Annotated in this window: 22 protein-coding genes; 12 read left to right on the top strand and 10 right to left on the bottom strand. The window is 67.7% G+C overall.

What is annotated here, in order from left to right; all coding sequences use genetic code 11:
- Positions 1-23: 23 nt before the first annotated feature.
- Positions 24-1,385 (bottom strand): RsmB/NOP family class I SAM-dependent RNA methyltransferase, encoded by a 1,362-nt coding sequence (locus IED13_RS11060; RefSeq protein WP_191124207.1) that lies wholly within the window; start codon positions 1,383-1,385, stop codon positions 24-26.
- A 3-nt stretch (positions 1,386-1,388) separates the two neighbouring features.
- On the bottom strand, positions 1,389-2,318 hold the full coding sequence (gene htpX, locus IED13_RS11055; protein ID WP_191124206.1) for a zinc metalloprotease HtpX: 930 nt from the start codon (positions 2,316-2,318) through the stop codon (positions 1,389-1,391).
- Between the two features lie 182 nt (positions 2,319-2,500).
- Here htpX and IED13_RS11050 point away from each other — a divergent pair, with 182 nt between their 5' ends.
- The gene (locus IED13_RS11050; RefSeq protein WP_133561012.1) at positions 2,501-2,722 is read left to right on the top strand and encodes a DUF1674 domain-containing protein; all 222 of its coding nucleotides are present in this window, start codon (positions 2,501-2,503) and stop codon (positions 2,720-2,722) included.
- Between the two features lie 31 nt (positions 2,723-2,753).
- Here the strand turns inward: IED13_RS11050 and IED13_RS11045 are convergent, their stop codons facing one another.
- Entirely contained in the window at positions 2,754-3,131 is a 378-nt protein-coding gene (locus tag IED13_RS11045) for a hypothetical protein (protein ID WP_191124205.1), read from the bottom strand.
- Positions 3,132-3,285: 154 nt separating this feature from the next.
- Here IED13_RS11045 and IED13_RS11040 point away from each other — a divergent pair, with 154 nt between their 5' ends.
- Positions 3,286-4,644: a class I SAM-dependent methyltransferase gene (locus IED13_RS11040; RefSeq protein WP_191124204.1), complete on the top strand. Its 1,359-nt coding sequence runs from the start codon at positions 3,286-3,288 to the stop codon at positions 4,642-4,644.
- Positions 4,645-4,794: 150 nt separating this feature from the next.
- On the opposite strand, the gene IED13_RS11035 is transcribed toward IED13_RS11040, so the two are convergent.
- Complete coding sequence (locus IED13_RS11035; RefSeq protein WP_038362726.1) at positions 4,795-5,112, bottom strand: DUF2853 family protein; 318 nt, start codon at positions 5,110-5,112, stop codon at positions 4,795-4,797.
- A gap of 231 nt (positions 5,113-5,343) precedes the next feature.
- Between IED13_RS11035 and IED13_RS11030 the strand changes: the two genes are divergently transcribed.
- Complete coding sequence (locus tag IED13_RS11030; RefSeq protein ID WP_142022760.1) at positions 5,344-6,291, top strand: 2-hydroxyacid dehydrogenase; 948 nt, start codon at positions 5,344-5,346, stop codon at positions 6,289-6,291.
- Positions 6,292-6,336: 45 nt separating this feature from the next.
- Here the strand turns inward: IED13_RS11030 and IED13_RS11025 are convergent, their stop codons facing one another.
- From IED13_RS11025 to IED13_RS11010, 4 genes are all read right to left on the bottom strand, one after another.
- The gene (locus tag IED13_RS11025; protein WP_038362730.1) at positions 6,337-6,861 is read right to left on the bottom strand and encodes a L,D-transpeptidase; all 525 of its coding nucleotides are present in this window, start codon (positions 6,859-6,861) and stop codon (positions 6,337-6,339) included.
- Positions 6,862-6,992: 131 nt separating this feature from the next.
- Positions 6,993-7,817 carry a heme ABC transporter ATP-binding protein gene (locus IED13_RS11020; RefSeq protein WP_191124203.1) on the bottom strand — a complete coding sequence of 275 codons (825 nt, stop codon included), beginning with the start codon at positions 7,815-7,817 and terminating at the stop codon, positions 6,993-6,995.
- On the bottom strand, positions 7,810-8,889 hold the full coding sequence (locus IED13_RS11015; RefSeq protein WP_142022982.1) for a FecCD family ABC transporter permease: 1,080 nt from the start codon (positions 8,887-8,889) through the stop codon (positions 7,810-7,812). The genes IED13_RS11020 and IED13_RS11015 overlap by 8 nt, the downstream gene beginning before the upstream one ends.
- 23 nt (positions 8,890-8,912) lie before the next feature.
- Positions 8,913-9,863 (bottom strand): heme/hemin ABC transporter substrate-binding protein, encoded by a 951-nt coding sequence (locus IED13_RS11010; protein ID WP_248312539.1) that lies wholly within the window; start codon positions 9,861-9,863, stop codon positions 8,913-8,915.
- Between the two features lie 305 nt (positions 9,864-10,168).
- On the opposite strand from IED13_RS11010, the gene hmuQ reads away from it, so the two are divergent.
- The 3 genes from hmuQ to IED13_RS10995 all read left to right on the top strand — a co-directional run bounded on the left by hmuQ (position 10,169) and on the right by IED13_RS10995 (position 12,641).
- Positions 10,169-10,516 (top strand): heme-degrading protein HmuQ, encoded by a 348-nt coding sequence (hmuQ, locus tag IED13_RS11005; protein ID WP_038362734.1) that lies wholly within the window; start codon positions 10,169-10,171, stop codon positions 10,514-10,516.
- Between the two features lie 10 nt (positions 10,517-10,526).
- Positions 10,527-11,048, top strand: coding sequence for a heme utilization cystosolic carrier protein HutX (gene hutX, locus IED13_RS11000; RefSeq protein WP_191124202.1), 522 nt, complete (start codon positions 10,527-10,529; stop codon positions 11,046-11,048).
- A gap of 141 nt (positions 11,049-11,189) precedes the next feature.
- A complete protein-coding gene (locus tag IED13_RS10995; protein ID WP_191124201.1) occupies positions 11,190-12,641 on the top strand; it encodes a hypothetical protein in 1,452 nt (483 codons plus the stop codon).
- Between the two features lie 90 nt (positions 12,642-12,731).
- Here IED13_RS10995 and IED13_RS10990 read toward each other — a convergent pair whose 3' ends face one another.
- Positions 12,732-13,454, bottom strand: coding sequence for a fused DSP-PTPase phosphatase/NAD kinase-like protein (locus IED13_RS10990; RefSeq protein ID WP_260368415.1), 723 nt, complete (start codon positions 13,452-13,454; stop codon positions 12,732-12,734).
- A 152-nt stretch (positions 13,455-13,606) separates the two neighbouring features.
- Here IED13_RS10990 and ppa point away from each other — a divergent pair, with 152 nt between their 5' ends.
- Positions 13,607-14,143: an inorganic diphosphatase gene (ppa, locus tag IED13_RS10985; protein ID WP_038362742.1), complete on the top strand. Its 537-nt coding sequence runs from the start codon at positions 13,607-13,609 to the stop codon at positions 14,141-14,143.
- A gap of 167 nt (positions 14,144-14,310) precedes the next feature.
- Here the strand turns inward: ppa and IED13_RS10975 are convergent, their stop codons facing one another.
- The gene (locus IED13_RS10975) at positions 14,311-15,186 is read right to left on the bottom strand and encodes an HpcH/HpaI aldolase/citrate lyase family protein (RefSeq protein ID WP_191124200.1); all 876 of its coding nucleotides are present in this window, start codon (positions 15,184-15,186) and stop codon (positions 14,311-14,313) included.
- A 91-nt stretch (positions 15,187-15,277) separates the two neighbouring features.
- Between IED13_RS10975 and IED13_RS29205 the strand changes: the two genes are divergently transcribed.
- From IED13_RS29205 to sdhA, 5 genes are all read left to right on the top strand, one after another.
- Positions 15,278-16,990, top strand: coding sequence for a serine/threonine dehydratase (locus IED13_RS29205; RefSeq protein WP_191124199.1), 1,713 nt, complete (start codon positions 15,278-15,280; stop codon positions 16,988-16,990).
- Between the two features lie 193 nt (positions 16,991-17,183).
- A complete protein-coding gene (locus IED13_RS10965; RefSeq protein ID WP_113254387.1) occupies positions 17,184-18,230 on the top strand; it encodes a MaoC family dehydratase in 1,047 nt (348 codons plus the stop codon).
- A gap of 151 nt (positions 18,231-18,381) precedes the next feature.
- Positions 18,382-18,783: a succinate dehydrogenase, cytochrome b556 subunit gene (gene sdhC / locus IED13_RS10960; RefSeq protein WP_133561001.1), complete on the top strand. Its 402-nt coding sequence runs from the start codon at positions 18,382-18,384 to the stop codon at positions 18,781-18,783.
- 11 nt (positions 18,784-18,794) lie between these two features.
- Entirely contained in the window at positions 18,795-19,187 is a 393-nt protein-coding gene (gene sdhD, locus IED13_RS10955) for a succinate dehydrogenase, hydrophobic membrane anchor protein (protein WP_248312538.1), read from the top strand.
- Between the two features lie 4 nt (positions 19,188-19,191).
- Complete coding sequence (gene sdhA / locus IED13_RS10950; protein WP_142022767.1) at positions 19,192-21,024, top strand: succinate dehydrogenase flavoprotein subunit; 1,833 nt, start codon at positions 19,192-19,194, stop codon at positions 21,022-21,024.
- The last annotated feature ends 1 nt before the right edge of the window (position 21,025 follow it).

Genomic DNA, 21,025 nt, shown 5'->3' with positions numbered 1-21,025 from the left:
CCACCGCGCGAATCCCGCTTCCGTCATAGCCTGATCAGGCGACTTGCGTAAAATCCCGCCCATCCCGACAGGCGGGGCGTTTCCCCGGGCAAATGCTGCGGCAAGGTGCGGATATCGCCGTTTGCGTCGATGACGGCGTCCAAACCGCCGATTTCGGCAGGGCTCGCTCCGGCGCGACGAAACTGGGGATGACGCGTAAGGAAGGCCGAAATCTGCGCCTCGCCCTCCTCCGGCTCCAGCGAGCAGGTGCAGTAGACGAGCTGGCCGCCCGGTTTGGTCAGGGCGGCGGCGGCATCGAGGAGCTTGGCCTGCAGGGCGACGAGCCGGTCGCGATCCTCCTCCGACTTGGTCCAGGCGACGTCGGGATGGCGGCGGATCGTGCCGGTGGCGCTGCAGGGCGCGTCGAGCAGGACGGCATCGAAGGGTTCCGCCTGCCAGCTCGTCGCATCGGCCGTCACGATCTCGGCCGTGAGGCCGAGGCGCTCGAGATTGGCCTTGAGACGGCGCAGGCGCGGCCCGGAGCGGTCGAGCGCCGTGACTTCGGCGCCGGCCGCCGCGATCTGGGCCGTCTTCCCGCCCGGCGCGGCGCAGAGATCGGCGATGCGCTCGCCCGGTGCCGGCGAGATCAGCTTCACCGGCAGAGCGGCAGCGGCGTCCTGCACCCACCAGGCGCCTTCCTGATATCCCGGCAAGGTCGCGATGGCCTGCCGCTCGCGCAGGCGGATCGAGCCTGTCGGCAGCAGGATGCCGCCGAGCTTCTCGGCCCAAACAGCCGGATCGGCCTTGGCGGTGACGTCGAGCGGCGGCTCCTCGCGATGGCTCAAGGCGATCGCGGTGGCGGCCTCCTCGCCATAGGCGGCGCGCCAGCTCGCGGCGAGCCAATCCGGCGTGTCGCGGAAGGGGGTGGCCTCGGCATCCGCGAGGATCGCGTCGCGCTCGCGCACGACACGGCGCAGCAGGGCGTTGCCGAGCGCGGTGTAGCGGGCCGAGCGCGGATCCTCGTGCAGATGGCGGATGGCGAGGTCGACGGCGGCATGGTCGGGCACGTCGAGGAAGAGGATCTGGGCCGCGGCCGCGGCCAGGATCGGCTCGAACAGGCCGGAATGACGCGGGCTGCCGCGTTCCAGCCGCTCGTTGATGGCGTGCTGGATGGTGCCGAGCCGGCGGAAGGCGGTGACCGCGATGGCGCGGGCAAGCCCGGCATCGGCAGCGTCGAGCCCGGACTCCGGGACGAGGCGATCCAGCGTCTCGTCGAGTGCGACGCGGGCGCGCAGCACCTCGTCGATCACGGTCGCGGCGAGCCGACGCGCCGGCAGGCCCGGCGCGTCGGATTCGGGAGCGGCCGAGGGCTGCGGCCCGCGGCGGGGTGGGATGCGATCGGCCATGTCTCAGCCCCAGGGGCCGGGCTGGCGCGGCGCGGAACCCCAGGGGCTGCCGGAGGCCTGGCCGGTGAAGCTCGGCGCCGCCGGGGCGCGGCCGAGGCCCATGGCGCGGGCCTGCTCCATCAGCGCGGCGATGCGATTGCCGGTGTCGGGATGGGTCGAGAAGAGATTATCCATGCCGCCGCCGGTCAAGGGATTGATGATGAACATGTGCGCCGTAGCAGGCCTGGCCTCGGCTGTCTCGCTGGGAATGTGCTGGACGCCGGCCGCGATCTTGGCGAGCGCGTCGGCGAGCCAGATGGGATTGCCGGCGATTTCGCCGCCGAGGCGGTCCGCCTCGTATTCGCGCGAGCGCGAGATCGCCATCTGGATCAGCGCCGCCGCCATCGGGGCGAGGATCGAGAGCAGGATCTGGACGATGACATTCGGGCGGTTGTCGCGCGAGCCGAAGAACATGCCGAAGGTGACGAGCGAAGAGATCGCACCGGCGAAGGTCGCGGTGATCGTCATGGTCAGCGTGTCGTGGTTCTTGATATGCGCGAGCTCATGCGCCATCACGCCGGCCAGTTCCTCATAGGTCAGCGTGCGCAGGATGCCGGTCGTTGCCGCGACGGCCGCGTTCTCGGGATTGCGGCCGGTGGCGAAGGCGTTGGGCTGGTCCTCCTGGATCAGATAGACCCGCGGCATCGGCATGTTGGCGCGGGCGGCGAGGTCGCGGACCATGCCATAGAGTTCGGGCGCGCTGCGCTTATCGACCTCCTGGGCATGATGGGCGGCAAGCGCCAGCCGGTCGGAATTCCAGTAACTGAAGAGATTGGTGCCGGCGGCGAAGATCAGCGCGATCAGCATGCCGCTGCTCCCGCCCAGCAGGTAGCCGACGCTGAGAAACAGCGCGGTCAAACCCGCCATCAGCATGCCGGTCCTGACGTAGTTCATCGTATCCCCTTCGCTGGTGGGCATGGAAAAGGGCGGATTACCCTCGCGAATGCCGGTTTCCTGCCCTATGTGGTGGGTATCGGCCCGATCCTGCAAGTCCGGGCCAAGAGCATTTTCGAGCGAAGTGGACGCCGGTTCGCGTGACGAAAATGCGAAAAGGCAAGAACGTGGAGATGTTCCGCATGCCGGAAAAAGCCAGCGATGCCACGCCCGCACCTGCCGTGACGGAGAAGGTGCTCTCGCCGGCGGCCAAGCGCGCTCTGGCCGAGGCCGAGGCACGCCGCGCGGCCATCGATGCCCATGCCGCCGAAGTTGCCGGCCAGCGCGAGGTCAACGGGCGCGGTGGGCTTGAGCCGGTGCGCTACGACGACTGGGAGGTGAAGGGCATCGCCAGCGATTTCTGAGACGAAACCGTGAAAGGGAATGTCTGTCGTCTCAATCGGCGCGAAGCTGATAGACGGCGTTGCCGTTCAGGAATGCCGAACCCCGGTTCACCGAGCCGTCCCTCTGAAACATGACGTTCAGGTTTTCCATGAGGCAACTCGTGCCCGAGAAGCTCGCGGTGAGCACCGAGCATTCCCGCGCCGCCTGGCTGTAAAGTGTTTTTCTTGCCTTTTCGGTGGCCGCCAGGTCTCCGGTTTCGCCATCGATCTCAATGCGAAAGTTGACGTTGATTCGTGTGGGCTGCCCGCGTCCGACCGACTGAGCGGCAAGGGGTGAGCTGGGGTTCGGCGTTTGCGCCCAAACGTCGAGATTCTGCACGAGATAGCATGAGGCCGCTATGATGAGCGTGAGAAACAGTTTCGGCTTCATGGCACCTTCCTCTCGAACGCATCTCTTCTAGCAGCGCCGATACGAAAACCTCATGACTTCACGGCGTTATGGTTTATGTCGGGTCCGTTTGCAGGTGGCGGCGATTGCCAACTGCTTTCGGCTGCCAGAGGGAGGCAGCCAATAGGAGCCGATCATGACGAACGATGACAAGCGGCTCGCCGCCCTGCGCCGCCTTCTGGCGGAGGCGCATGACAAGCTCGGGCTGAAGCTCGGCTTCCGGCTTTGGGACGGCAGTTCGGTGCCCGCCTCCTGGCCTGCCGACGGGCTCGCCATCGCCATCGCCGATGCCGGCGTTCCGGCCGCCCTGATCCGCAAGCCCAAGCTCGACACGCTCCTCAACCTGCATGTCACCGACCGCATCTCGATCCGGAACGGCTCGATCTTCGATCTCGCGGCGGCCCGGCCTGACGGCAAGGTCGGCAGGCTCGCGCGCAACATCCCGAAGAGCGCGATCTTCGACGTCGCCAGACGCTTCATCTTCGCGCCCGGCAAGGCGGCCGAAGCGATCGATCATCGCAAGGGCGACGAGATCGCGCGCGACGGGGCCCCGGCGACCAACAAGGCCAACATCGCCTATCACTACGACGTCTCGAATGATTTCTACCGGCTCTTCCTCGACGAGGAGATGGTCTACACCTGCGCCTACTTCACCGAGGACCATGGCGACCTCGCGCGGGCCCAGCGCGACAAGCTCGACATGATCTGCCGGAAGCTGCGCCTGAAGCCCGGCGACCGCTTCCTCGACATCGGCTGCGGCTGGGGCGCGCTGGTCTGTCATGCCGCGCGCTACTATGGCGTCGAGGCCCATGGCGTGACGCTGGCCGAGGAGCAGCTCGCCTTGGCGCGCGAGAAGGTCGAGAAGCTCGGGCTTCAGGGCAAGGTCACGCTTCATCTCAAGGACTTCACCCAGATGGAGGGGGAATTCGACAAGATCTCCTCGATCGGCATGTTCGAGCATGTCGGCATCCGCAATCACCCGTCCTATTTCCGGGCGGTGAACCGGCTGCTGCGGCCGCGCGGGCTCTATCTGCATCACTGCATCTCGCGCCGGGCCAAGAAGACCGAGAAGGCCTTCAACAAGATGCCGGCGGAGTATCGCGCGCTGGTGCGCTACATCTTCCCCGGCGGCGAGCTCGACCATCTCGGTATGTCGATCGCCAATCTCGAGCGCCATGGCTTCGAGGTCCATGATGTCGAGGGCTGGCGCGAGCACTACCAGCGTACGACGCGGCTGTGGTGGGAGCGGCTCGACGCCAACAAGGAGAGGGCGGAGGCCGAGATCGGCCCGGAGCGGACGCGAATGTGGCTGCTCTATCTCGCCGGCTGCTCGCTCGCCTTCGAGCGCGGCGGCGCGCTGGTCAACCAGACGCTGGTCTCGAAGCGGCGCAAGGGACCGTCCGGCCTGCCGTTGACGCGCGCGGACCTCTATGGCGCTGGCCCGGAAAGCGGAGCCCGCTCCCCGGAACGATCCGATGCGGTGACAAGCGCATAGATCACCGCCACCCGCGTCCGGCAGGGCGCGCCGCGATCTTTCGCGATGGATCGGACGGAATGGGCAAGCCTGCGCAAGGCCGGCACATCCCGCCGGCCGCATCGCTTGCCCTGGGGGAAGATCCCCGGCGATGCCGGGGACGGCGCCGGCCTACTTCTTGATGAAGAGGTCGAGCTTTCCGTGGTGCTCGGCCAGCAGGTAGTAGAAGGTCAGGCGGGATTTGGTCCGGTCTTCCTTCATCTGCTCGCAGACGGCCTTGATCGAGCCGTCGAGATCGCCGGATTTCAGCCCGAGCTTCTTCTTCAGGAAGTTCTCGCGAACGCGGTCGAGTTCGGCCGGGTCGGAGCAGGCGACATAGCGCGTGTCGGGCTTGCCCATGACCAGCGCATAGGATTTGGCCATCCCGGCGAAGGCGGCCTCGTTCAGCGGCTTCTTGGCAAACTTCTTCACGTCAGCGAGGTGATCCATACGGGTAGCCCCTTATCTGGCCCGGCTCTTGCTCGAGCGAGCTTCGTGTCGCAGGACGAAGCTAACGTGCTTTTTTGCCGCAGGCGAGGGAAATGGCGTCGGCCGATCTTTCGCCTTTCGGCCAGTTCACTGCGGCAAAGGCGTGCATCCGGCATATGGCAGTCCTGCCGGTGGCGGGCTTGAGCGGATGCCGCGGAAATGTTGCGATGCGGTATTGTCTGGAGTCGATCGATGAAACCCACTCTCCTCATGGTGCCGCGGCTGCCGGCGGCGTTCATCGACCGACTCCGTGAAAGCTATACGCTGCTGGGTCCGATGGAGCATTCGACGCCGGAGGCACTCCCGGAGGGGGCGGAGCAGGTCGAGGCGCTGCTCACCATCGGGACCCTGCGCACCGACGCCGCTCTCATGGCCGCCCTGCCGAAGCTCAGGCTGGTCTGTTGCTACGGCACCGGCATCGAGGGTGTCGACCGCGCGCATGCCAAGGCGCGCGGGATTGCGCTCGGCAATGCCGGAGACGCCAATGCCACCGGCGTGGCGGAATTCGCCATGGGGCTGCTGCTCGCCACGGCACGGCAGATTCCGCAGAGCGACCGTTACGTCCGGGCCGGGCGCTGGCAGGGCAATGCGGTCGAGCGCATGGCTCCGGTGCCGGGGCTGGCCGGGCGCAAGCTCGGCATCTACGGGCTGGGCGCGATCGGCAGCCGCATCGCGCGCCGGGCCGAGGGCTTCGAGATGGAGATCGGCTATCACAACCGCAGCCGGCGCGCCGACATGCCCTATCGCTACCATGACAGCCTGCTCGGCCTCGCCGATTGGGCGGATGTCCTCGTCGTCTCGGCCCGCGCCGGCGCCGAGAACCGGCATGCCGTGAACGCGGCGGTGCTGAAGGCGCTGGGGCCGCGCGGACATCTGGTCAACATCTCGCGCGGCATCGCGGTCGACGAGGACGCCTTGTGCGCGGCGCTGGAGACGGGCGTGATCGCAGGCGCGGGGCTCGATGTCTTCGAGAACGAGCCGCATGTCTCCGACAGGCTGAAGGCGCTCGACAATGTCGTGCTGACGCCGCATATCGCGGCCGCCTCGGAATCGGCGCAGGCGGCGCAGCAGGAAACCATGCTCGGCAATCTGCGGGCCTTCTTCGCCGGCAAGCCGCTGGTTTCGCCCGTCGCGCTCTGATCCAGAAACCGGGCCTGAGAGGCCCGGCACCCTCGGCGTGACCCCTCAGGGCAAGACGACGACCGGCGTGCCCATCTGTACGCGGGCATAGAGGTCGATCACATCGCCATTATGCATGCGAAAGCAGCCATAGGAGGCGGCGCTGCCGATCGTCGTCGGCATGTTGGTGCCGTGGATGGCGTATTGGCCGCCGGGGCCGAGGCCGATGACGCGCGCGCCCATCGGGTTGCGCGGCGAGCCGCCGGGAATGACGTCCGGCAGGCGGGGATTGTCGCGCTTCACCTCGGCGGGCGGGCTCCAGGCCGGATCGACCTGCAATTCCTCGACATATTTGACGCCGCGCCATTGCTTGCCGGCCTTGCCGACCGCGATGGTGTAGCGGATGGCCTCGCCCGGGGCGACGACGTAATAGAGCCGGCGCTCGCCGGTGCGGATCACGATGGTGCCGGGCTGATAGCGGGCTTCACGCATCTCGACGACCTCGCGGGCCGCGGCGGGCGATGGCAGCCACAAGGCCGAAAGGGCGAGTCCCGCTACGGCGAAGCCCGCGGCCGCAACCTGTCTCGACATGGTCCGATCTCCGGTTGAACAGATCGGAAGCCATCGCGCCGCAGCCGTGAACCGGCGGTTGAGCAATATGGTGAAGGCGGATCCCCGTGCGATTCACCATGAATCCGGGGTGAATCGGCGGAAATGCCAGCTCAGGCCGTCGGCCGGCCGCGATGCTGCTGCGGCAGCAGGAAGGGCAGGCCCGGCGCGGGGGCGCGGCTCAGCGAAAGATCGACGCGGAAGACCTGGTGCAGCAGGGCGTCGTCGAGGGTCTGGGCCGGGGGGCCCTGCGCGATGATCCGGCCGCGATCCATCACGACGAGATGATCGGCATAGGTCACGGCGAGGTTGAGGTCGTGCAGCACGATCAGCACGGCGACGCCGCGTGCTGCGATGCTGCGGGCCATGTCGAGCAGCGCGAGCTGGTGGCAGAGGTCGAGGCTCGCGATCGGCTCGTCGAGGAAGAGCACCTGCCGCTCGGCGACGCTGCGCCCGGCTTCGAGCTGGCAGAGCACGCGGGCGAACTGCACGCGCTGCTGCTCGCCGCCGGAGAGGGTCTGGTAGCGCCGGCCCGCAAGGTCGAGCACGCCGGCGGCGGCGAGGGCTTCCGCGACGACAGCCTCGCGCCGCTGGCGCGTCAGCGCCCGGCCGATGCCGTCGACGCCGAGCTGCGCGACCTCGTAGACGCTGAAGGGGAAGGCGAGGCGGGCATGCTGCGCCATGACCGAGCGCTGGCAGGCCAGGCGCCAGGCCGGAACCGTCTCGAGCGGCTCGCCGGCGATCTCGATCCGTCCACCGGCCGGCTTGATCTCGCCGGTCAGGAGCTTGAGCAGGGTCGATTTTCCGGCGCCGTTCGGGCCGATCAGGATCGTGGTCGTGCCCCCGGCGAGCTCCAGGGAGGCCTCGGCGACGAGCCGACGGCCGCCCGCGAGGAAGCTGATCTCACGACCGGAGAGGATCGGTCCCGACTCAAACATCGATGAGGCTCGTGCGACGCAGCAGCAGCCAGAGGAAGAAGGGCGCGCCGATCGTGGCGGTGACGATGCCGATCGGCAATTCGGCCGGCGCCACGATCAGGCGCGCGACGATGTCGGCGCCGACCAGCAGCATCGCGCCGCCCAGTGCCGAAAGCGGCAGAAGCAGGCGATGATCCGGGCCGACCGAGAGCCGGATCAGATGCGGCACGACGATGCCGACGAAGCCGATCAGTCCGGCCGAGGCGACGCTGGCGCCGACCGCGAGTGCGACCAGCAGGATCGCCAGCGCCTTGATGCGCTGGACGGGTATGCCGAGGTGATAGGCCTCGGCCTCGCCGAGCATCAGGCCGTTCAGCCCGCGCGCCAGCAGCGGCATCAGCAACAGCAGCGGCAGCACGATCGGTGCCACCGCCGAGAGCTTCGTCCAGCTCGCGCCGCCGAGGCTGCCGAGCGACCAGAAGGTCAGGTCGCGCAATTGCCTGTCGTCCGAGATGAAGGCGAGAAGGCCGGTCAGCGCGCCGGAGAGGGCGCCGAGCGCGACGCCGGCGAGCAGCATGGTGGCGACCGAGGTGCGCCCACCGCGCGTGGCGATGAGGTAGAGCGCGAGCGTCGCGCCAAGCCCGCCGCAGAAGGCGCCCAAAGGCAGGGCCGCGAAGGGCAGCTTCATCATCGTGCCGGCCATGAAACGGTCGCCGAGGACGATGGTCGCCGCCGCGGCGAGCGCCGCGCCGCTCGAGACGCCGACGAGGCCGGGATCGGCCAGGGGATTGCGGAACAGCCCCTGCATCAAGGCACCGGAAACCGCGAGGCCCGCGCCGACGAGCAGGCCGAGCAGCACGCGCGGCAGGCGGATGTTGAGGACCACGAGGACGTCGCGCCCGTCCAGAAGCGAGGTATCGCCGGTCAGTTTCGCCATGAGGATCTCGGCGACCCGGCCCGGCGGGATCGCGATGGCGCCCTGGCCGATCGCGACGATGGCGAGCAGCAGGCAGGCCAGCGCAAGCCCGATGACGGCGATGAGCCCGACGCGCCGCCGGCCGGCGGCGAGCGTTGCCAAAGCATTGGCGGCCATGGCCGGGACGGGCGCGGCGAGGGTCACGGGGCGGCGGCCGTCTTCAGCGGCGGGATGGCGGCTTCCGGATAGATCGCCGCCATGAGATCGCGCGCCGCCATCGGCGTGCGCGGTCCGAAGCCGAGCAGATAGAGGCCGTCCATATGGACCAGGCGCTTCGTCGCGGCGGCCGGCGTCTGCGCGAAGGCCGGCATGGCGAAGAGCTCTTCGGGGGTGGTGTTGTGGGCGCTGCTGTTGCGCATCATCAGGACCATGTCGGGCGCCGCGGCGGCGATGGCCTCCTCGGTCATCGGCTTGTAGCCTTCGATGGCGCTCGCGACGTTGAGGCCGCCGGCCAGCGCGATGATCGCGTCGGCCGAGCTGTTGCGGCCGCCGACGAGGGCGCGCCCGTTCTGCAGCGAAAGCACGAAGAGAATACGCTTCTTCGTCGCCAGCTTGGCGCGCAGCCCGGCCAGCTCCTCGAAGCGCGCCGTCGTTTGCGCGGCGAGGCGCCGGGCCGGCTCGCCGGCGCCGACCGCCGCGCCGATCGCGTCGATCTTGGTGGCGACGCCTTCCGGCGTCAGGCCGTCGGCGATGCGGGCGATCCTCACGCCGGACTCGGTCAGCAGCGAGACGGCGTCGGGCGGGCCCGCTCCATCGATCAGCATGACCAGCGACGGCTTCAGCGAGAGCACGCCCTCGGCCGAGAGGGCACGGACATAGCCGATGTTCGGCTTGTCCTTCAGCGCCTCCGGCGGGAACTGGCTGGTCGAATCGACGCCGACGATGCGCTCCTGCAGGCCGAGCGCATAGAGCACCTCGGTGATCACGCCGCCGGCGACGACGATCTTGTCGGGGTTTTGCGCCAGGGCCGGCATCGTCCAGCCCGCCGGCCAGAGGCCGCTCGCCAGGAGTGCGAGGCCGATGGCGGCCGCGAGGCGGCGGCTCGGCTGCCGGGAGCGTGCGGAAACCGTTGGGGCCTGTGTGCCGGACATAGATGCGACTCCTCCTGGAATGCCCAGGCTCTTCGCTGCCGCCGTCGATCAACTGTCGATGCCGCAGTTTAAAATCGTTCCAGTCAAGTAAGTGCTAGTTTTTAGTAATTCAAAACAAGCATTGGCCTCGACTGTTATTGACGCAGATATTCGGCTTTACTAGAAGCGGTCAAGGGCAACGCGCCAAGCGGTGTCGGTTTCGCCCGCGGCTTCGTGCTGCGCGGCTGGATCACGACATCGCGAGGACATTCGCGCCGGCGCCCCGTGTTCGGCCGGTCACGGCCCTTTCAGTGCAGGATCATCCGATGTTCATCGCCATGAATCGCTTCAAGGTCGTCAAGGGCGAGGAGGCCGCCTTCGAGACGGTCTGGTCCTCGCGCAAGAGCCGGCTCGACGAAATGCCGGGCTTCCTCGCCTTCCATCTGCTGAAGGGGCCGGAGAAGGAGGACCACACGCTCTATTCCTCGCACACGACATGGGCCGCGAAGGAGGATTTCGTCGCCTGGACGAAGTCGGAGCAATTCCGCGAGTCGCATCGCAATGCCGGTCAACCCCGCGAGAAACCGGTCTTCCTCGGGCATCCCGAGTTCGAAGGATTCGAGACCGTGCTGAGCGAGATCAATCCGCATCAGCCCCGCCAGGCGGCCGAGTGAGGTTCGCGCGATGACGACGGCGGAGGTCGCGAGCCGCGACCCGATCGAACATGCCCGCGCTTTGCTCGCGGCAAAGCCCGACGGGCTGATCGAGGCGATCGCGCGCGAGGCGGGTGTCTCGACCCGCACGGTGCTGGAGCTGCTGCCGGCCGGGCAGCGGCTGTTCGTGGCGCCCGAGCGCTTCGAGGCGCTGTGGCAGGAGCTGGCGAGCTGGGGAACGGTGCTGTTCCTGATGCACACGCCCGACATCGTCCTGGAGGTCGAGGGCGCGCTGCCGGTCGGCAGCTTCGGCCATGGCTACTACAATATCCATGGCGACAGCCCGATCGGCGGACATATCAAGGCCGAGAATTGCCGCGCGATCTATCTCGTCGACCGCGCGACCGCGCAGGGCCGGCGGGCCTGCTCGGTCCAGTTCTTCAATGCGTCGGGCGAGGTGATGTTCAAGATCTTCGTGCGACGAGATGCCAGTCGCGCTTTGCTGCCGGATCAGCTAAACCGGTTCGAGGCCCTGAAGGCGAGCTTCGTCTGAGCTGCGGCAGGGGCAGGATGCGTTTCCTGCATCATGCCCCGCGCGGGCGAGCGGCCTGCACCGACGCTCAGCGATGAAAGCTGTTTACAAGTTGTTAACCATACTGGCGCAGCGTTGCCGCCTGAAAGCCGTGATCTCCTAATGCCGGCGGACCGGGTCCATCAGGACGGGCGCACCGACGATAGCGAGGACGGCTTGCCCGATGTTCCAACCCTGGATGTCGATATGGCCGCGCATGTCGTCATGGAACGGGCGACCTTTCCCCCGAGCCGGCCTTCGCTGGCCCTGGCCGCCGGACGCCGCTTCGTGGCGGAGCGCGCGCCGATCCTGCGCTCCAGCTTCGGTTCGGCCATCCTGCTCGGCCTGCGCTTCGTCCAGGCCCGACTGATCTCGGTCTGGGGGCTGATCGTCGCGGCGGCGCTGTGCCCGCCGAGCGTCTTCGCGGCTTTCGCCGTCTTTTCCGCTGCCGCGAATTTCGTCTCGACCGCCTCGCTGCTGCGGCTCGAGGCCGTGTTCTTCCGGAGCAACGATGCGGCCCGGCTGGGCCTGGCCTTTCGCCTTGCCGCCGCGGTCGGCACCGCATTCCTCGGTCTGACGGTGCTCGTGCTGATCGGTCTCGCGCTGACGGGCTGGGTGGCGCCGGCCGTCGCCTTTTTCTTCTTCGTCTCGCTGGCTGCGCGCTCGGTCCTGCGCCTGATCTGGGCGGAGGCGACCGCGGAAGGGGATTTCCGTGCCATCGGCAACAGCAATGTGGTGCAGGCGGTTGTCCAGCCGGTGATCATGCTGGTGCTGATCGGCCTCTTCGGGCCGAAGGCGCTGGCGCTTTTCATGGCGGATGCCGGCGGTCATGTCCTGGCGACCCTTTATCTGCTGCGCCGCCGCCATGCGGCGCTGCGGCCGCTGGTCCAGCAGCGATTGTGGAACAGCGGCAGCCTGATCGCGGCGGCCTGGCGCTGGCGCGATGCGCCGCGGGCGCTGCTGCCCTCCGCCCTGCTGGCCTATGGCTTCAGCATCGCGCCGATCCTGGCGCTGCCCTACGCCTCCAATGCGCTGCTGGCGGCCCATGTCGCGCTCGCGATGCGGCTGCTCGAGATGCCGAGCCAGATGTTCGGTACCGTCTCCACCCCGCTCGTGCTCAACGGGCTGCGCAGCTATGTCGGCAAGCGCAGGCGCTTCTGGATCAGGCTGATGACGCTCGGCCTGATCGCTGCGGCGGGCGCTCTGTTCGCCGCCGTCGGCCTTGGCGCCCATGTCGCCGACAGCTTCATCGAGGGAACGAAATGGGCCGGTGTCGGCGCGGTGATCGCCATCATGAGCCTGTTCTACGGCGGGATCACGCTGGTCGGGCCTTTGCAGGAGGTCGCGACCCTGTCACGCCAACTCGCCTGGCAAGTCCTGATCAACGCCGTCTCGCTCCTGGCCCTGATCGGCGTGATGCGCTGGTACGGCGCGCTGACGCCGGCACTGCTCTATGCCGTCGGCGCCGTCTCGATCGCTCGGACGCTGGCCTATGTCGTCTTCATCTGGCGGCATCTTGGCGAAGCCGAGGACAGTGCACGCTGGGATTTCGCAGTTTCGGGCGCGAAGTCGTGAGGATGTGATCCTCGCAGCGGCGTTTCGGCCGATGCCCTAGGCTTTTTGGCATCGACCCGAAGACCGCACTCCACTTTTCGGGTCGATGACCTATTCCCGGCGGATCAGCCGGTCCGCGATCAGCGAGGACAGAAGACCGGGCTTGAAGTCCCGTTCGAGGCGCTCGGGGTCGTAGATCGTCGCGGCCCAGTCGAGGAAGGCGATGCCCTTGGCCTCGCCCTCGCGGCGATAGGCCTCGAAGAAGGCGTCGAGGATGCCGGTCTTCGCAAAGCGGAAATGACCGTAGCGCAGCGAGAGCTGGCGCATCGCCTCGTCGAGCGGGCGGCCTTCATGGATCAGCAGATAGAGCGCCGAGAAGAACCCCGCCCGGTCGGCGCCGGATTTGCAGTGGACCAGCGCCGGCTCTTCGAGGCTCGCGAAGAAGGCCTCGGCACCGAGGATCGTCTCCCGGTCGGGCGCGCCGCGTGAGCGCAGCACGAAATCGACGAGCGCGATGCCGTGACGCTCGCAGGCTTCCTTCTGGAGTGGCCAGGAGCCGTGCTCGCGCCCGCCGCGCAGGTTGACGATGGTCTTCACGCCCTTGCGGGCGAAGGCCGCGATCTGGCCGGGCGCAGGCTGGGCCGAACGCCAGAGACGCGGCGTCACGCGATGGGCGTTGAGATAGGCGAGGCGGAAGACGCCGTGGTCGACCAGCAGCATGTTGGCCCAGGCGCGCAGGCGCGCGGCCCGGCCTTCGATCGGCCGGTCCCAGCGGGCGATGCGGGCCATGCGGCGGGCATAGCGCTCTTCGTCGGGGCGCAGGCGGCTCAGCACGGCCTGGTCTCGGGGCTGTTCATGACGGGCCGGATAGCAGTGACGGCAACCATGCGCAAATCGTCTGATGGCTTGTCCTGCCGGAAGGGGTTGGACTTTTTGCTGCGAACTTGCATAAGGCCCGGCGAAATATCCAAGCGACAGGTTCCCTCATGCGCATCGACGCCATCTCCATCGGCAAGAACCCGCCTGACGAAGTGAATGTCCTGATCGAGGTGGCGATCGGGGGCGAGCCGATCAAGTACGAGATGGACAAGGAGGCTGGCACGCTCTTCGTCGACCGCTTCCTCTATACGCCGATGCGCTATCCCGGCAATTACGGCTTCATCCCGCACACGCTGTCGGAGGATGGCGACCCTTGCGACGTGCTGGTCGCCAATACCCGCCCGCTGGTGCCGGGCTCCTACATCGCGGTCAGGCCGATCGGCGTGATGCTGATGGAAGACGAGGGCGGCGGCGACGAGAAGATCATCGCCGTTCCCGTACCGAAGCTGACCAAGCGCTACGAGAACGTCCACGACTACACCGATTTGCCGAAGATCACCCTCGACCAGATCCAGCACTTCTTCGAGCACTACAAGGATCTGGAGCCCGGGAAATGGGTGAAGCTCAAGGGCTGGGGCGACGCCGCCATGGCCAAGAAGCTGATCGTCGAGGCGATCGAGCGGGCCAAGGCCGCGAAGGGCTGAGCGGGCTGCCCGACCATCCGAGCGCGACCTTCCTTCTCCCCTTGCGGGAGAAGGTGGCCCGCAGGGCCGGATGAGGGGTCGCGCAGGTCTTTGGAAGTCGGTGTCCGGCTCGCGTCCGCGTCGCGCGACCCCTCACCCTAATTCTCTCCCGCAAGGGGAGAGGGGACTTACGCCGCAATCGCCTCCGCCAGCGCCACGGTGCGGCGGGCCATCTCGGCATGCAGCAATTCGACCATGCGGCCGTCGAGCTGGATCGCGCCCTTGCCGGCGTTCTCCGGCAGGTCGAAGGCGGCGATGATGGCCCGTGCCCGGGCGAGCTCCGCCTCGTCCGGCGCGAAGACCGTATTCGCCGGCCCGACCTGCGAGGGGTGGATCAGGGTCTTGCCGTCGAAGCCGAGATCGCGCGCCTGCTCGCATTCGGCGCGGAAGCCGGCCTCGTCCTTGATGTCGTTGTAGACGCCGTCGAGGATGTCGATGCCATGGGTGCGGGCGGCCAGCAGCGCGCTCGTCAGCCAGGGCAGCATCGTCGCCCGGCCCGGCACGAAGCGGGCGCGGGTCTCCTTGGCGAGATCGTTCGTGCCCATGACGAAGCAGGCGAGCCGCGTGGCAGGGTCGCGCGCGGCCCGTGCGATGCGCTCGACGTCGAGGATCGCGAGCGGGGTCTCGATCATCGCCCAGACCGCGATGGTGGAATCGGCCCGAAGACCATCGAGCCGGCTGGCGATCTCGTGCAGTTCATCCGGCGCCGAGACCTTCGGGACCAGAATCGCCTGCGGCCCGGCCTCCGTCGCGGCAGCCAGGTCGTCCGCGAACCAGGGCGTGCCGGCGCCGTTGACGCGGATCACCAGCTCGCGCCGGCCATAGCCGCCCGCCTTCACGGCGGCGCAGACTTGCTTGCGCGCCGTTGCCTTGGCGTCGGGGGCGACGGCATCCTCCAGGTCGAGGATCAGGACGTCGGCCGCGATCTCACGCGCCTTTTCCAGCGCGCGGGCGTTCGAGCCCGGCATATAAAGGGCGCTGCGGCGGGGGCGGATCGCGGTCATCGTCTCTCCTGACACGGCCGGCTTGTGCTGCGCCGCACAGTAGACGAACGCGGATGCGATGCCAGCGCTGCGAAAGGCGGAGGGAACGGGCATGGCATGGCTGGCCGGTGTGGATGGCTGCAAGGCGGGTTGGATCGCGGCTATCGACTCTGCCGAAGGGCCGGCGGCCCCGATCATCCGTGTGGTGCCGCGCTTCGCCGATCTGTTCGCCGGCGAGATCGGGCCCGATATCGTTGCGGTCGACATGCCGATCGGTCTGCCGGATCAGGTGACGGGTTCCGGGCGCGGACCGGAGCAGGCGGTGCGGGCGCTGCTGGGCGACAGGCAGTCCTCGGTTTTTTCGATTCCGGCGCGCCGTGCTGTCGAAGCGTCCGATTATCGAGAGGCTTGCGCGTTGGCGCTCGCGGCGTCCGATCCGCCCCGCAAGGTCTCGAAGCAGGGCTTTCACCTCTTCCCGAAGATCCGCGAGATCGATGCCTTGCTCCGCGCGGAGGCGGAATGGCGCGAGCGCGTCTTCGAAGTCCATCCCGAGCTCGCCTTCCGAATGATGAAGGGCGTGCCGCTCACCCACCCGAAGAAGATCAAGGGGGTCATCAATCCGCCCGGCATGGCCGAGCGGCGGGGACTGCTCAGGGACGCCGGCATCGCGGCCGAGGCGCTCTCGGCGCGGCCTCCGCGCGGCGCGGCGGCGGACGATCTCCTCGATGCGCTGGCGGCGCTGGTCGTCGCCCGGCACATTGCCGCCGGGCGCGGAAAGCCCTTTCCCGATCCGCCGGGGCGCGATAGCCACGGGCTTCCCATCGCGATCTGGACATTCTCGTCCCGGGCGCCGTCATCACAGGATCGAGCCATGAGCGAACGCCCCGTCACCCGTCCGATGATCGAGGAAGCGGCGGCGCGCATCGCCGGCCATGCCCGGATCACGCCTGTCATGCGGCTGGGCAGTGGCGCTCTCGGCTCGGCTGCGGATCTCTCGCTCAAGCTCGAATGCCTGCAGCATGCCGGCTCGTTCAAGACGCGCGGCGCCTTCAACAACCTGCTCTCGCTGGCGGTGCCGGCTGCGGGCGTCTCGGCGGCCTCGGGCGGCAATCACGGCGCGGCGGTGGCCTATGCCGCGATGAAGCGCGGGGTGAAGGCGACGATCTTCGTGCCCGAGATCTCGCCCGCGGCCAAGATCGAGGCGATCAAGCGCTTCGGTGCCGAGGTTGTGGTCGGCGGCGCGCAATATGACGATGCCCAGGCGGCCTGCGACCGCTTCGTCGCGGAAACCGGCGCGCTGAAGATCCATCCCTTCGCGGCGAAGGAGACCGTCACCGGCCAGGGCACGCTCGGCCGTGAATGGGATCTGCAGGAACCCGATCTCGACACCGTTCTCGTCGCGGTCGGCGGTGGCGGACTGATCTCGGGCATTGCGAGCTGGTTTGCCGGCAGCAAGGTCAAGGTCGTCGGCGTCGAGCCGGAAGGCTCGCGCGCCTTGCAGGCGGCGCTGGAGGCGAAGGGGCCGGCCGAGGTCAAGGTCGCCTCCGTCGCCGCCGATTCGCTGGGCGCGCGCAATGTCGGCCAGCTCGTCTACGATGTCTGCAAGGACACGGTCGACCATGTCGCGCTGGTGGCTGACGCAGCCATCACGGCGGCGCAGGCGGCGCTGTGGCGCGATTTCCGTCTCGCGGTGGAGCCCGGCGGCGCGGCGGCCTTCGGCGCGCTGATCAGCGGCGCCTACAAGCCCGCCAAGGGCGAGCGGCTCGGCGTGCTCGTCTGCGGCGCGAATGTCGATCTGGCGAAGCTCGCGACGATCGCGGGGTGATCGAAGGGCGTCATTCTCGGGTGCCGCGCAGCGGCGACCCGAGAATCTCGCGACGCGTGGGGGGCTTCTCCTTCACGAGATGCCCGGGTCAAGCCCGAGCATGACGCTCGACCTGTCTTCAGGGCTGGACGCAGAGCTTCGTTGCAACGCAAACTCGCCTCCCATCAGGAGGCAACGCATGACCGGCGCGACGATCAAGACCAGTTCCGGCCGCTTTTTCGAGGATTTCCACCTCGGGGACGTCATCGTCCATGCGACGCCGCGCACGGTCACGGCGGGCGACGTCGCGCTTTACACGGCGCTCTACGGCCCGCGCTTCGCCGTGCAATCCTCCGAGGCCTTCGCCCGCGCCATCGGCTATTCGGCGGCGCCGGTCGACGATCTGCTCGTCTTCCACATCGTCTTCGGCAAGACGGTGCCGGATATCTCTTTGAATGCCGTCGCCAATCTCGGCTATGCCGATGGGCGCTTCCTCAAGCCCGTCTTCGTCGGCGACACGCTTTCGACGACCTCCGAGGTCATCGGGCTGAAGCAGGCCTCGGCCGGCGATGCCGGCATCGTCTATGTCCGCTCCATCGGCCGCAACCAGCATGGCGACATCGTGCTGAGCTATGCGCGCTGGGTGCTGGTGCGCAAGCGCCAGCCGGGCACGCCCGCCCATGCCGAGCAGGTGCCGGAGCTGGCCAAGGCGGTCCTGCCGGACGTGTTGGGCGAGGGCTGCCCGCCGCTCGATCTCGCCGGCCATGACGATGCGCTGGCCGGCTCGCGCTTCCGCTGGGGCGATTATGCGGTGGGCGAGAAGATCGACCATGTCGACGGCATGACCGTCGAGGAGGCCGAGCATCAGCTCGCCACGCGGCTCTACCAGAACACGGCGCGGGTGCATTTCGACGCCCATGCCGCGCAGGGCAGCCGCTTCGGCAAGAGGCTGATCTATGGCGGCCATGTCATCAGCCTTGCCCGCGCCCTCTCGTTCAACGGGCTCGGCAACGCCTTTCACATCGCCGCGATCAATGGCGGGCGCCATGTCGCGCCGCTGTTCGCGGGGGATACCGTCTATGCCTGGAGCGAGGTTCTGGCATGCGCGGAGCTGCCGGGGCGCAGCGATGTCGGCGCGCTCAGGCTCCGGCTCGTCGCTACCAAGAATCTGCCGTGCGCGGCCCATCCGCTCAAGGAAGGCGAGCAATATGCGCCCGGCGTGATCCTCGATTTCGACTATTGGGCGCTGCTGCCGCGGTAAGCTTTCGATAAGAAAATGACGAATTTCAGAATCTGTAACTTTGCTTCGCGCCTGCCGCATTGCAGCGTCGTGCCGGTTTCGTTACAGAGCGGGTCACTCTAGAATGATCCCAAATGGGTCCGTTCCTTCCGACGGGCCGCTTGATCGGAGAATGATATTGGCCGAGGTCAAGCCCGCGGCTCGTCCGCTTTCGCCCCACCTGCAGATCTATCGCTGGTCCTGGACGATGGCGATGTCCGTCGCCCATCGCGTCACCGGCACGGGGCTCTATCTCGGCACGGTGCTGATCGCCGCCTGGCTGGTCGCCGCTGCGTCGGGGCCCGCCGCCTTCGATACGGCCCAGGTGATTGCCGGCTCCTTCCTCGGCCGGCTCGTCCTCTTCCTCTACAGCTTCTCGCTGATCCACCACATGGTCGGGGGCTTGAGGCATTTCGTCTGGGACATGGGCAAGGGCTATGAGCCCGAAACCCGGATGAACATGGCGAAGTTCTCGCTCGTCGCCTCGGTGAGCCTGACGGTCCTGGTCTGGATCGTCGCTCTGGTCCTGCGCTGAGGAGCCCGCTCATGCTGTCCAATTCCTCGATGCGCACCCCGCTCGGCCGCGTTCGCGGCCTCGGTTCCGCCAAGTCCGGCACCGGCCATTTCTGGCTGCAGCGTGTCACCGCCGTCTCGAACCTGATCCTGACGATCATCTTCATCGGCATCGTCATCGCGCTGGTCGGCCGGCCCTACCCGGCGGCGATCGCGCTGCTGTCGAACCCTCTCGTCGCGATCCTGATGCTGCTCTTCATCCTCTCGGCCTGCATCCATATGCGGCTCGGCATGCAGGTCATCATCGAGGATTACGTCCATAGCGAGGGGACCAAGATCCTCGCCGTCATGGCCAACACCTTCTTCGCCATCGCGATCGGCGCCGCCAGCGTCTACGCGGTGCTGAAGCTGTCTTTTGGAGGCTGATCCGATGGCGATCACAAAATCCCGTCCGGTCCCGGCCTATACCGGCACCGCCTATCCGATCACGGACCACACCTTCGACGTCGTCGTCGTCGGCGCCGGCGGTGCGGGTCTGCGCGCCACCGTCGGCTGCTCGCAGGCCGGCCTGCGCACCGCCTGCATCACCAAGGTCTTCCCGACCCGCTCGCACACCGTGGCGGCCCAGGGCGGCGTCGCCGCCTCGCTCGGCAATATGGGCAAGGACACCTGGCAGTGGCATATGTACGACACCGTGAAGGGGTCGGACTGGCTCGGCGACCAGGACGCCATCGAATATCTCGTGCGCAACGCGCCGGCCGCCGTCTACGAGCTCGAGCACTGGGGCGTGCCCTTCTCGCGCACCGAGGACGGCCGCATCTACCAGCGCCCCTTCGGCGGCATGACCACCGAATTCGGCGAAGGCCCGCCGGCCCAGCGCACCTGCGCCGCGGCCGACCGCACCGGCCACGCCATGCTGCACACGCTCTATGGCCAGGCGCTGCGCTACAACACCGAGTTCTTCATCGAGTATTTCGCCATCGACCTGATCATGGACGAGGACGGCCATTGCCGTGGCGTGATCGCGCTCAAGCTCGATGACGGCACGCTGCATCGCTTCCGCGCCCAGCAGACCATCCTGGCGACCGGCGGCTATGGCCGCGCCTATTTCTCGGCGACCTCGGCCCATACCTGCACCGGCGACGGCGGCGGCATGGTGCTGCGCGCCGGCCTGCCGCTGCAGGACATGGAGTTCGTGCAGTTCCACCCAACCGGCATCTACGGCTCGGGCTGCCTGATCACCGAGGGCGCGCGTGGCGAAGGCGGTTATCTCACCAACTCGGAGGGCGAGCGCTTCATGGAGCGCTATGCCCCCTCGGCCAAGGACCTCGCCTCGCGCGACGTCGTCTCACGCTCGATGACGATGGAGATCCGGGCCGGGCGCGGCGTGGGCAAGACCAAGGACCACATCTACCTGCATCTCGACCATCTCGACCCGAAGATCCTGCATGAGCGCCTGCCCGGCATCTCCGAGAGCGCCAAGATCTTCGCCGGCGTCGACGTGACGCGCGAGCCGATCCCGGTTCTGCCGACGGTGCACTACAACATGGGCGGCATCCCGACGAACTTCCACGGCGAGGTGCTGACCAAGGTCGGCGGCGATCCGGATACGGTCGTTCCCGGCCTGATGGCGCTCGGCGAGGCGGCCTGCGTCTCGGTGCATGGCGCCAACCGCCTCGGCTCGAACTCGCTGATCGACCTCGTCGTCTTCGGCCGCGCGGCGGGCCTGCGCTGCGCCGAGACGGTCACGGCCGGCGAGAAGCAGCCGGAATTGCCGAAGGGCTCCTCCGACCTCGCTCTCACCCGCCTCGACAAGTACCGCAACGCTTCGGGCAGCACGCCGACCGCGGTGCTGCGCGACAAGATGCAGCGGACGATGCAGGACAACTGCGCCGTCTACCGCACCGGCGAGACGCTGGAAGAGGGCCACAAGCTCATCCACGAGGTCTGGGGCGGCATCGCCGATGTCGGCACGAAGGATCGCTCGCTGATCTGGAACTCGGACCTGATCGAGACGCTGGAATTCGACAACCTGATCACCCAGGCGGTCGTGACCATGGATTCGGCGCTGAACCGGCCGGAAAGCCGTGGTGCCCATGCCCGCGAGGACTATCCGAACCGCGACGACAAGGACTGGATGAAGCACACCCTGTCCTGGATCGACGACGAGAAGCGGACCGTCACGCTCGACGACCGCCCGGTGCACACCTACACGATGTCCAACGACATCGAGTACATCAAGCCCAAGGCACGGGTGTACTGAG

It is taken from the genome of Allobosea spartocytisi, assembly GCF_014764685.1.
GTDB classification, from domain to species: Bacteria; Pseudomonadota; Alphaproteobacteria; order Rhizobiales; family Beijerinckiaceae; genus Allobosea; species Allobosea spartocytisi.
The sequence above is the reverse complement of the archived record's forward strand: the minus strand, read 5'-3'. Positions and strand labels throughout refer to the sequence as shown.

Bases quoted from the DNA above. Each gene is read 5' to 3' on its own strand.
- IED13_RS11060 (WP_191124207.1), bottom strand. From the start codon at position 1,385: ATGGCCGATCGCATCCCACCCCGCCGCGGGCCGCAGCCCTCGGCCGCT.
- htpX (WP_191124206.1), bottom strand. From the start codon at position 2,318: ATGAACTACGTCAGGACCGGCATGCTGATGGCGGGTTTGACCGCGCTG.
- IED13_RS11050 (WP_133561012.1), top strand. From the start codon at position 2,501: ATGCCGGAAAAAGCCAGCGATGCCACGCCCGCACCTGCCGTGACGGAG.
- IED13_RS11045 (WP_191124205.1), bottom strand. From the start codon at position 3,131: ATGAAGCCGAAACTGTTTCTCACGCTCATCATAGCGGCCTCATGCTAT.
- IED13_RS11040 (WP_191124204.1), top strand. From the start codon at position 3,286: ATGACGAACGATGACAAGCGGCTCGCCGCCCTGCGCCGCCTTCTGGCG.
- IED13_RS11035 (WP_038362726.1), bottom strand. From the start codon at position 5,112: ATGGATCACCTCGCTGACGTGAAGAAGTTTGCCAAGAAGCCGCTGAAC.
- IED13_RS11030 (WP_142022760.1), top strand. From the start codon at position 5,344: ATGAAACCCACTCTCCTCATGGTGCCGCGGCTGCCGGCGGCGTTCATC.
- IED13_RS11025 (WP_038362730.1), bottom strand. From the start codon at position 6,861: ATGTCGAGACAGGTTGCGGCCGCGGGCTTCGCCGTAGCGGGACTCGCC.
- IED13_RS11020 (WP_191124203.1), bottom strand. From the start codon at position 7,817: ATGTTTGAGTCGGGACCGATCCTCTCCGGTCGTGAGATCAGCTTCCTC.
- IED13_RS11015 (WP_142022982.1), bottom strand. From the start codon at position 8,889: ATGGCCGCCAATGCTTTGGCAACGCTCGCCGCCGGCCGGCGGCGCGTC.
- IED13_RS11010 (WP_248312539.1), bottom strand. From the start codon at position 9,863: ATGTCCGGCACACAGGCCCCAACGGTTTCCGCACGCTCCCGGCAGCCG.
- hmuQ (WP_038362734.1), top strand. From the start codon at position 10,169: ATGTTCATCGCCATGAATCGCTTCAAGGTCGTCAAGGGCGAGGAGGCC.
- hutX (WP_191124202.1), top strand. From the start codon at position 10,527: ATGACGACGGCGGAGGTCGCGAGCCGCGACCCGATCGAACATGCCCGC.
- IED13_RS10995 (WP_191124201.1), top strand. From the start codon at position 11,190: ATGCCGGCGGACCGGGTCCATCAGGACGGGCGCACCGACGATAGCGAG.
- ppa (WP_038362742.1), top strand. From the start codon at position 13,607: ATGCGCATCGACGCCATCTCCATCGGCAAGAACCCGCCTGACGAAGTG.
- IED13_RS10975 (WP_191124200.1), bottom strand. From the start codon at position 15,186: ATGACCGCGATCCGCCCCCGCCGCAGCGCCCTTTATATGCCGGGCTCG.
- IED13_RS29205 (WP_191124199.1), top strand. From the start codon at position 15,278: ATGGCATGGCTGGCCGGTGTGGATGGCTGCAAGGCGGGTTGGATCGCG.
- sdhC (WP_133561001.1), top strand. From the start codon at position 18,382: ATGATATTGGCCGAGGTCAAGCCCGCGGCTCGTCCGCTTTCGCCCCAC.
- sdhD (WP_248312538.1), top strand. From the start codon at position 18,795: ATGCTGTCCAATTCCTCGATGCGCACCCCGCTCGGCCGCGTTCGCGGC.
- sdhA (WP_142022767.1), top strand. From the start codon at position 19,192: ATGGCGATCACAAAATCCCGTCCGGTCCCGGCCTATACCGGCACCGCC.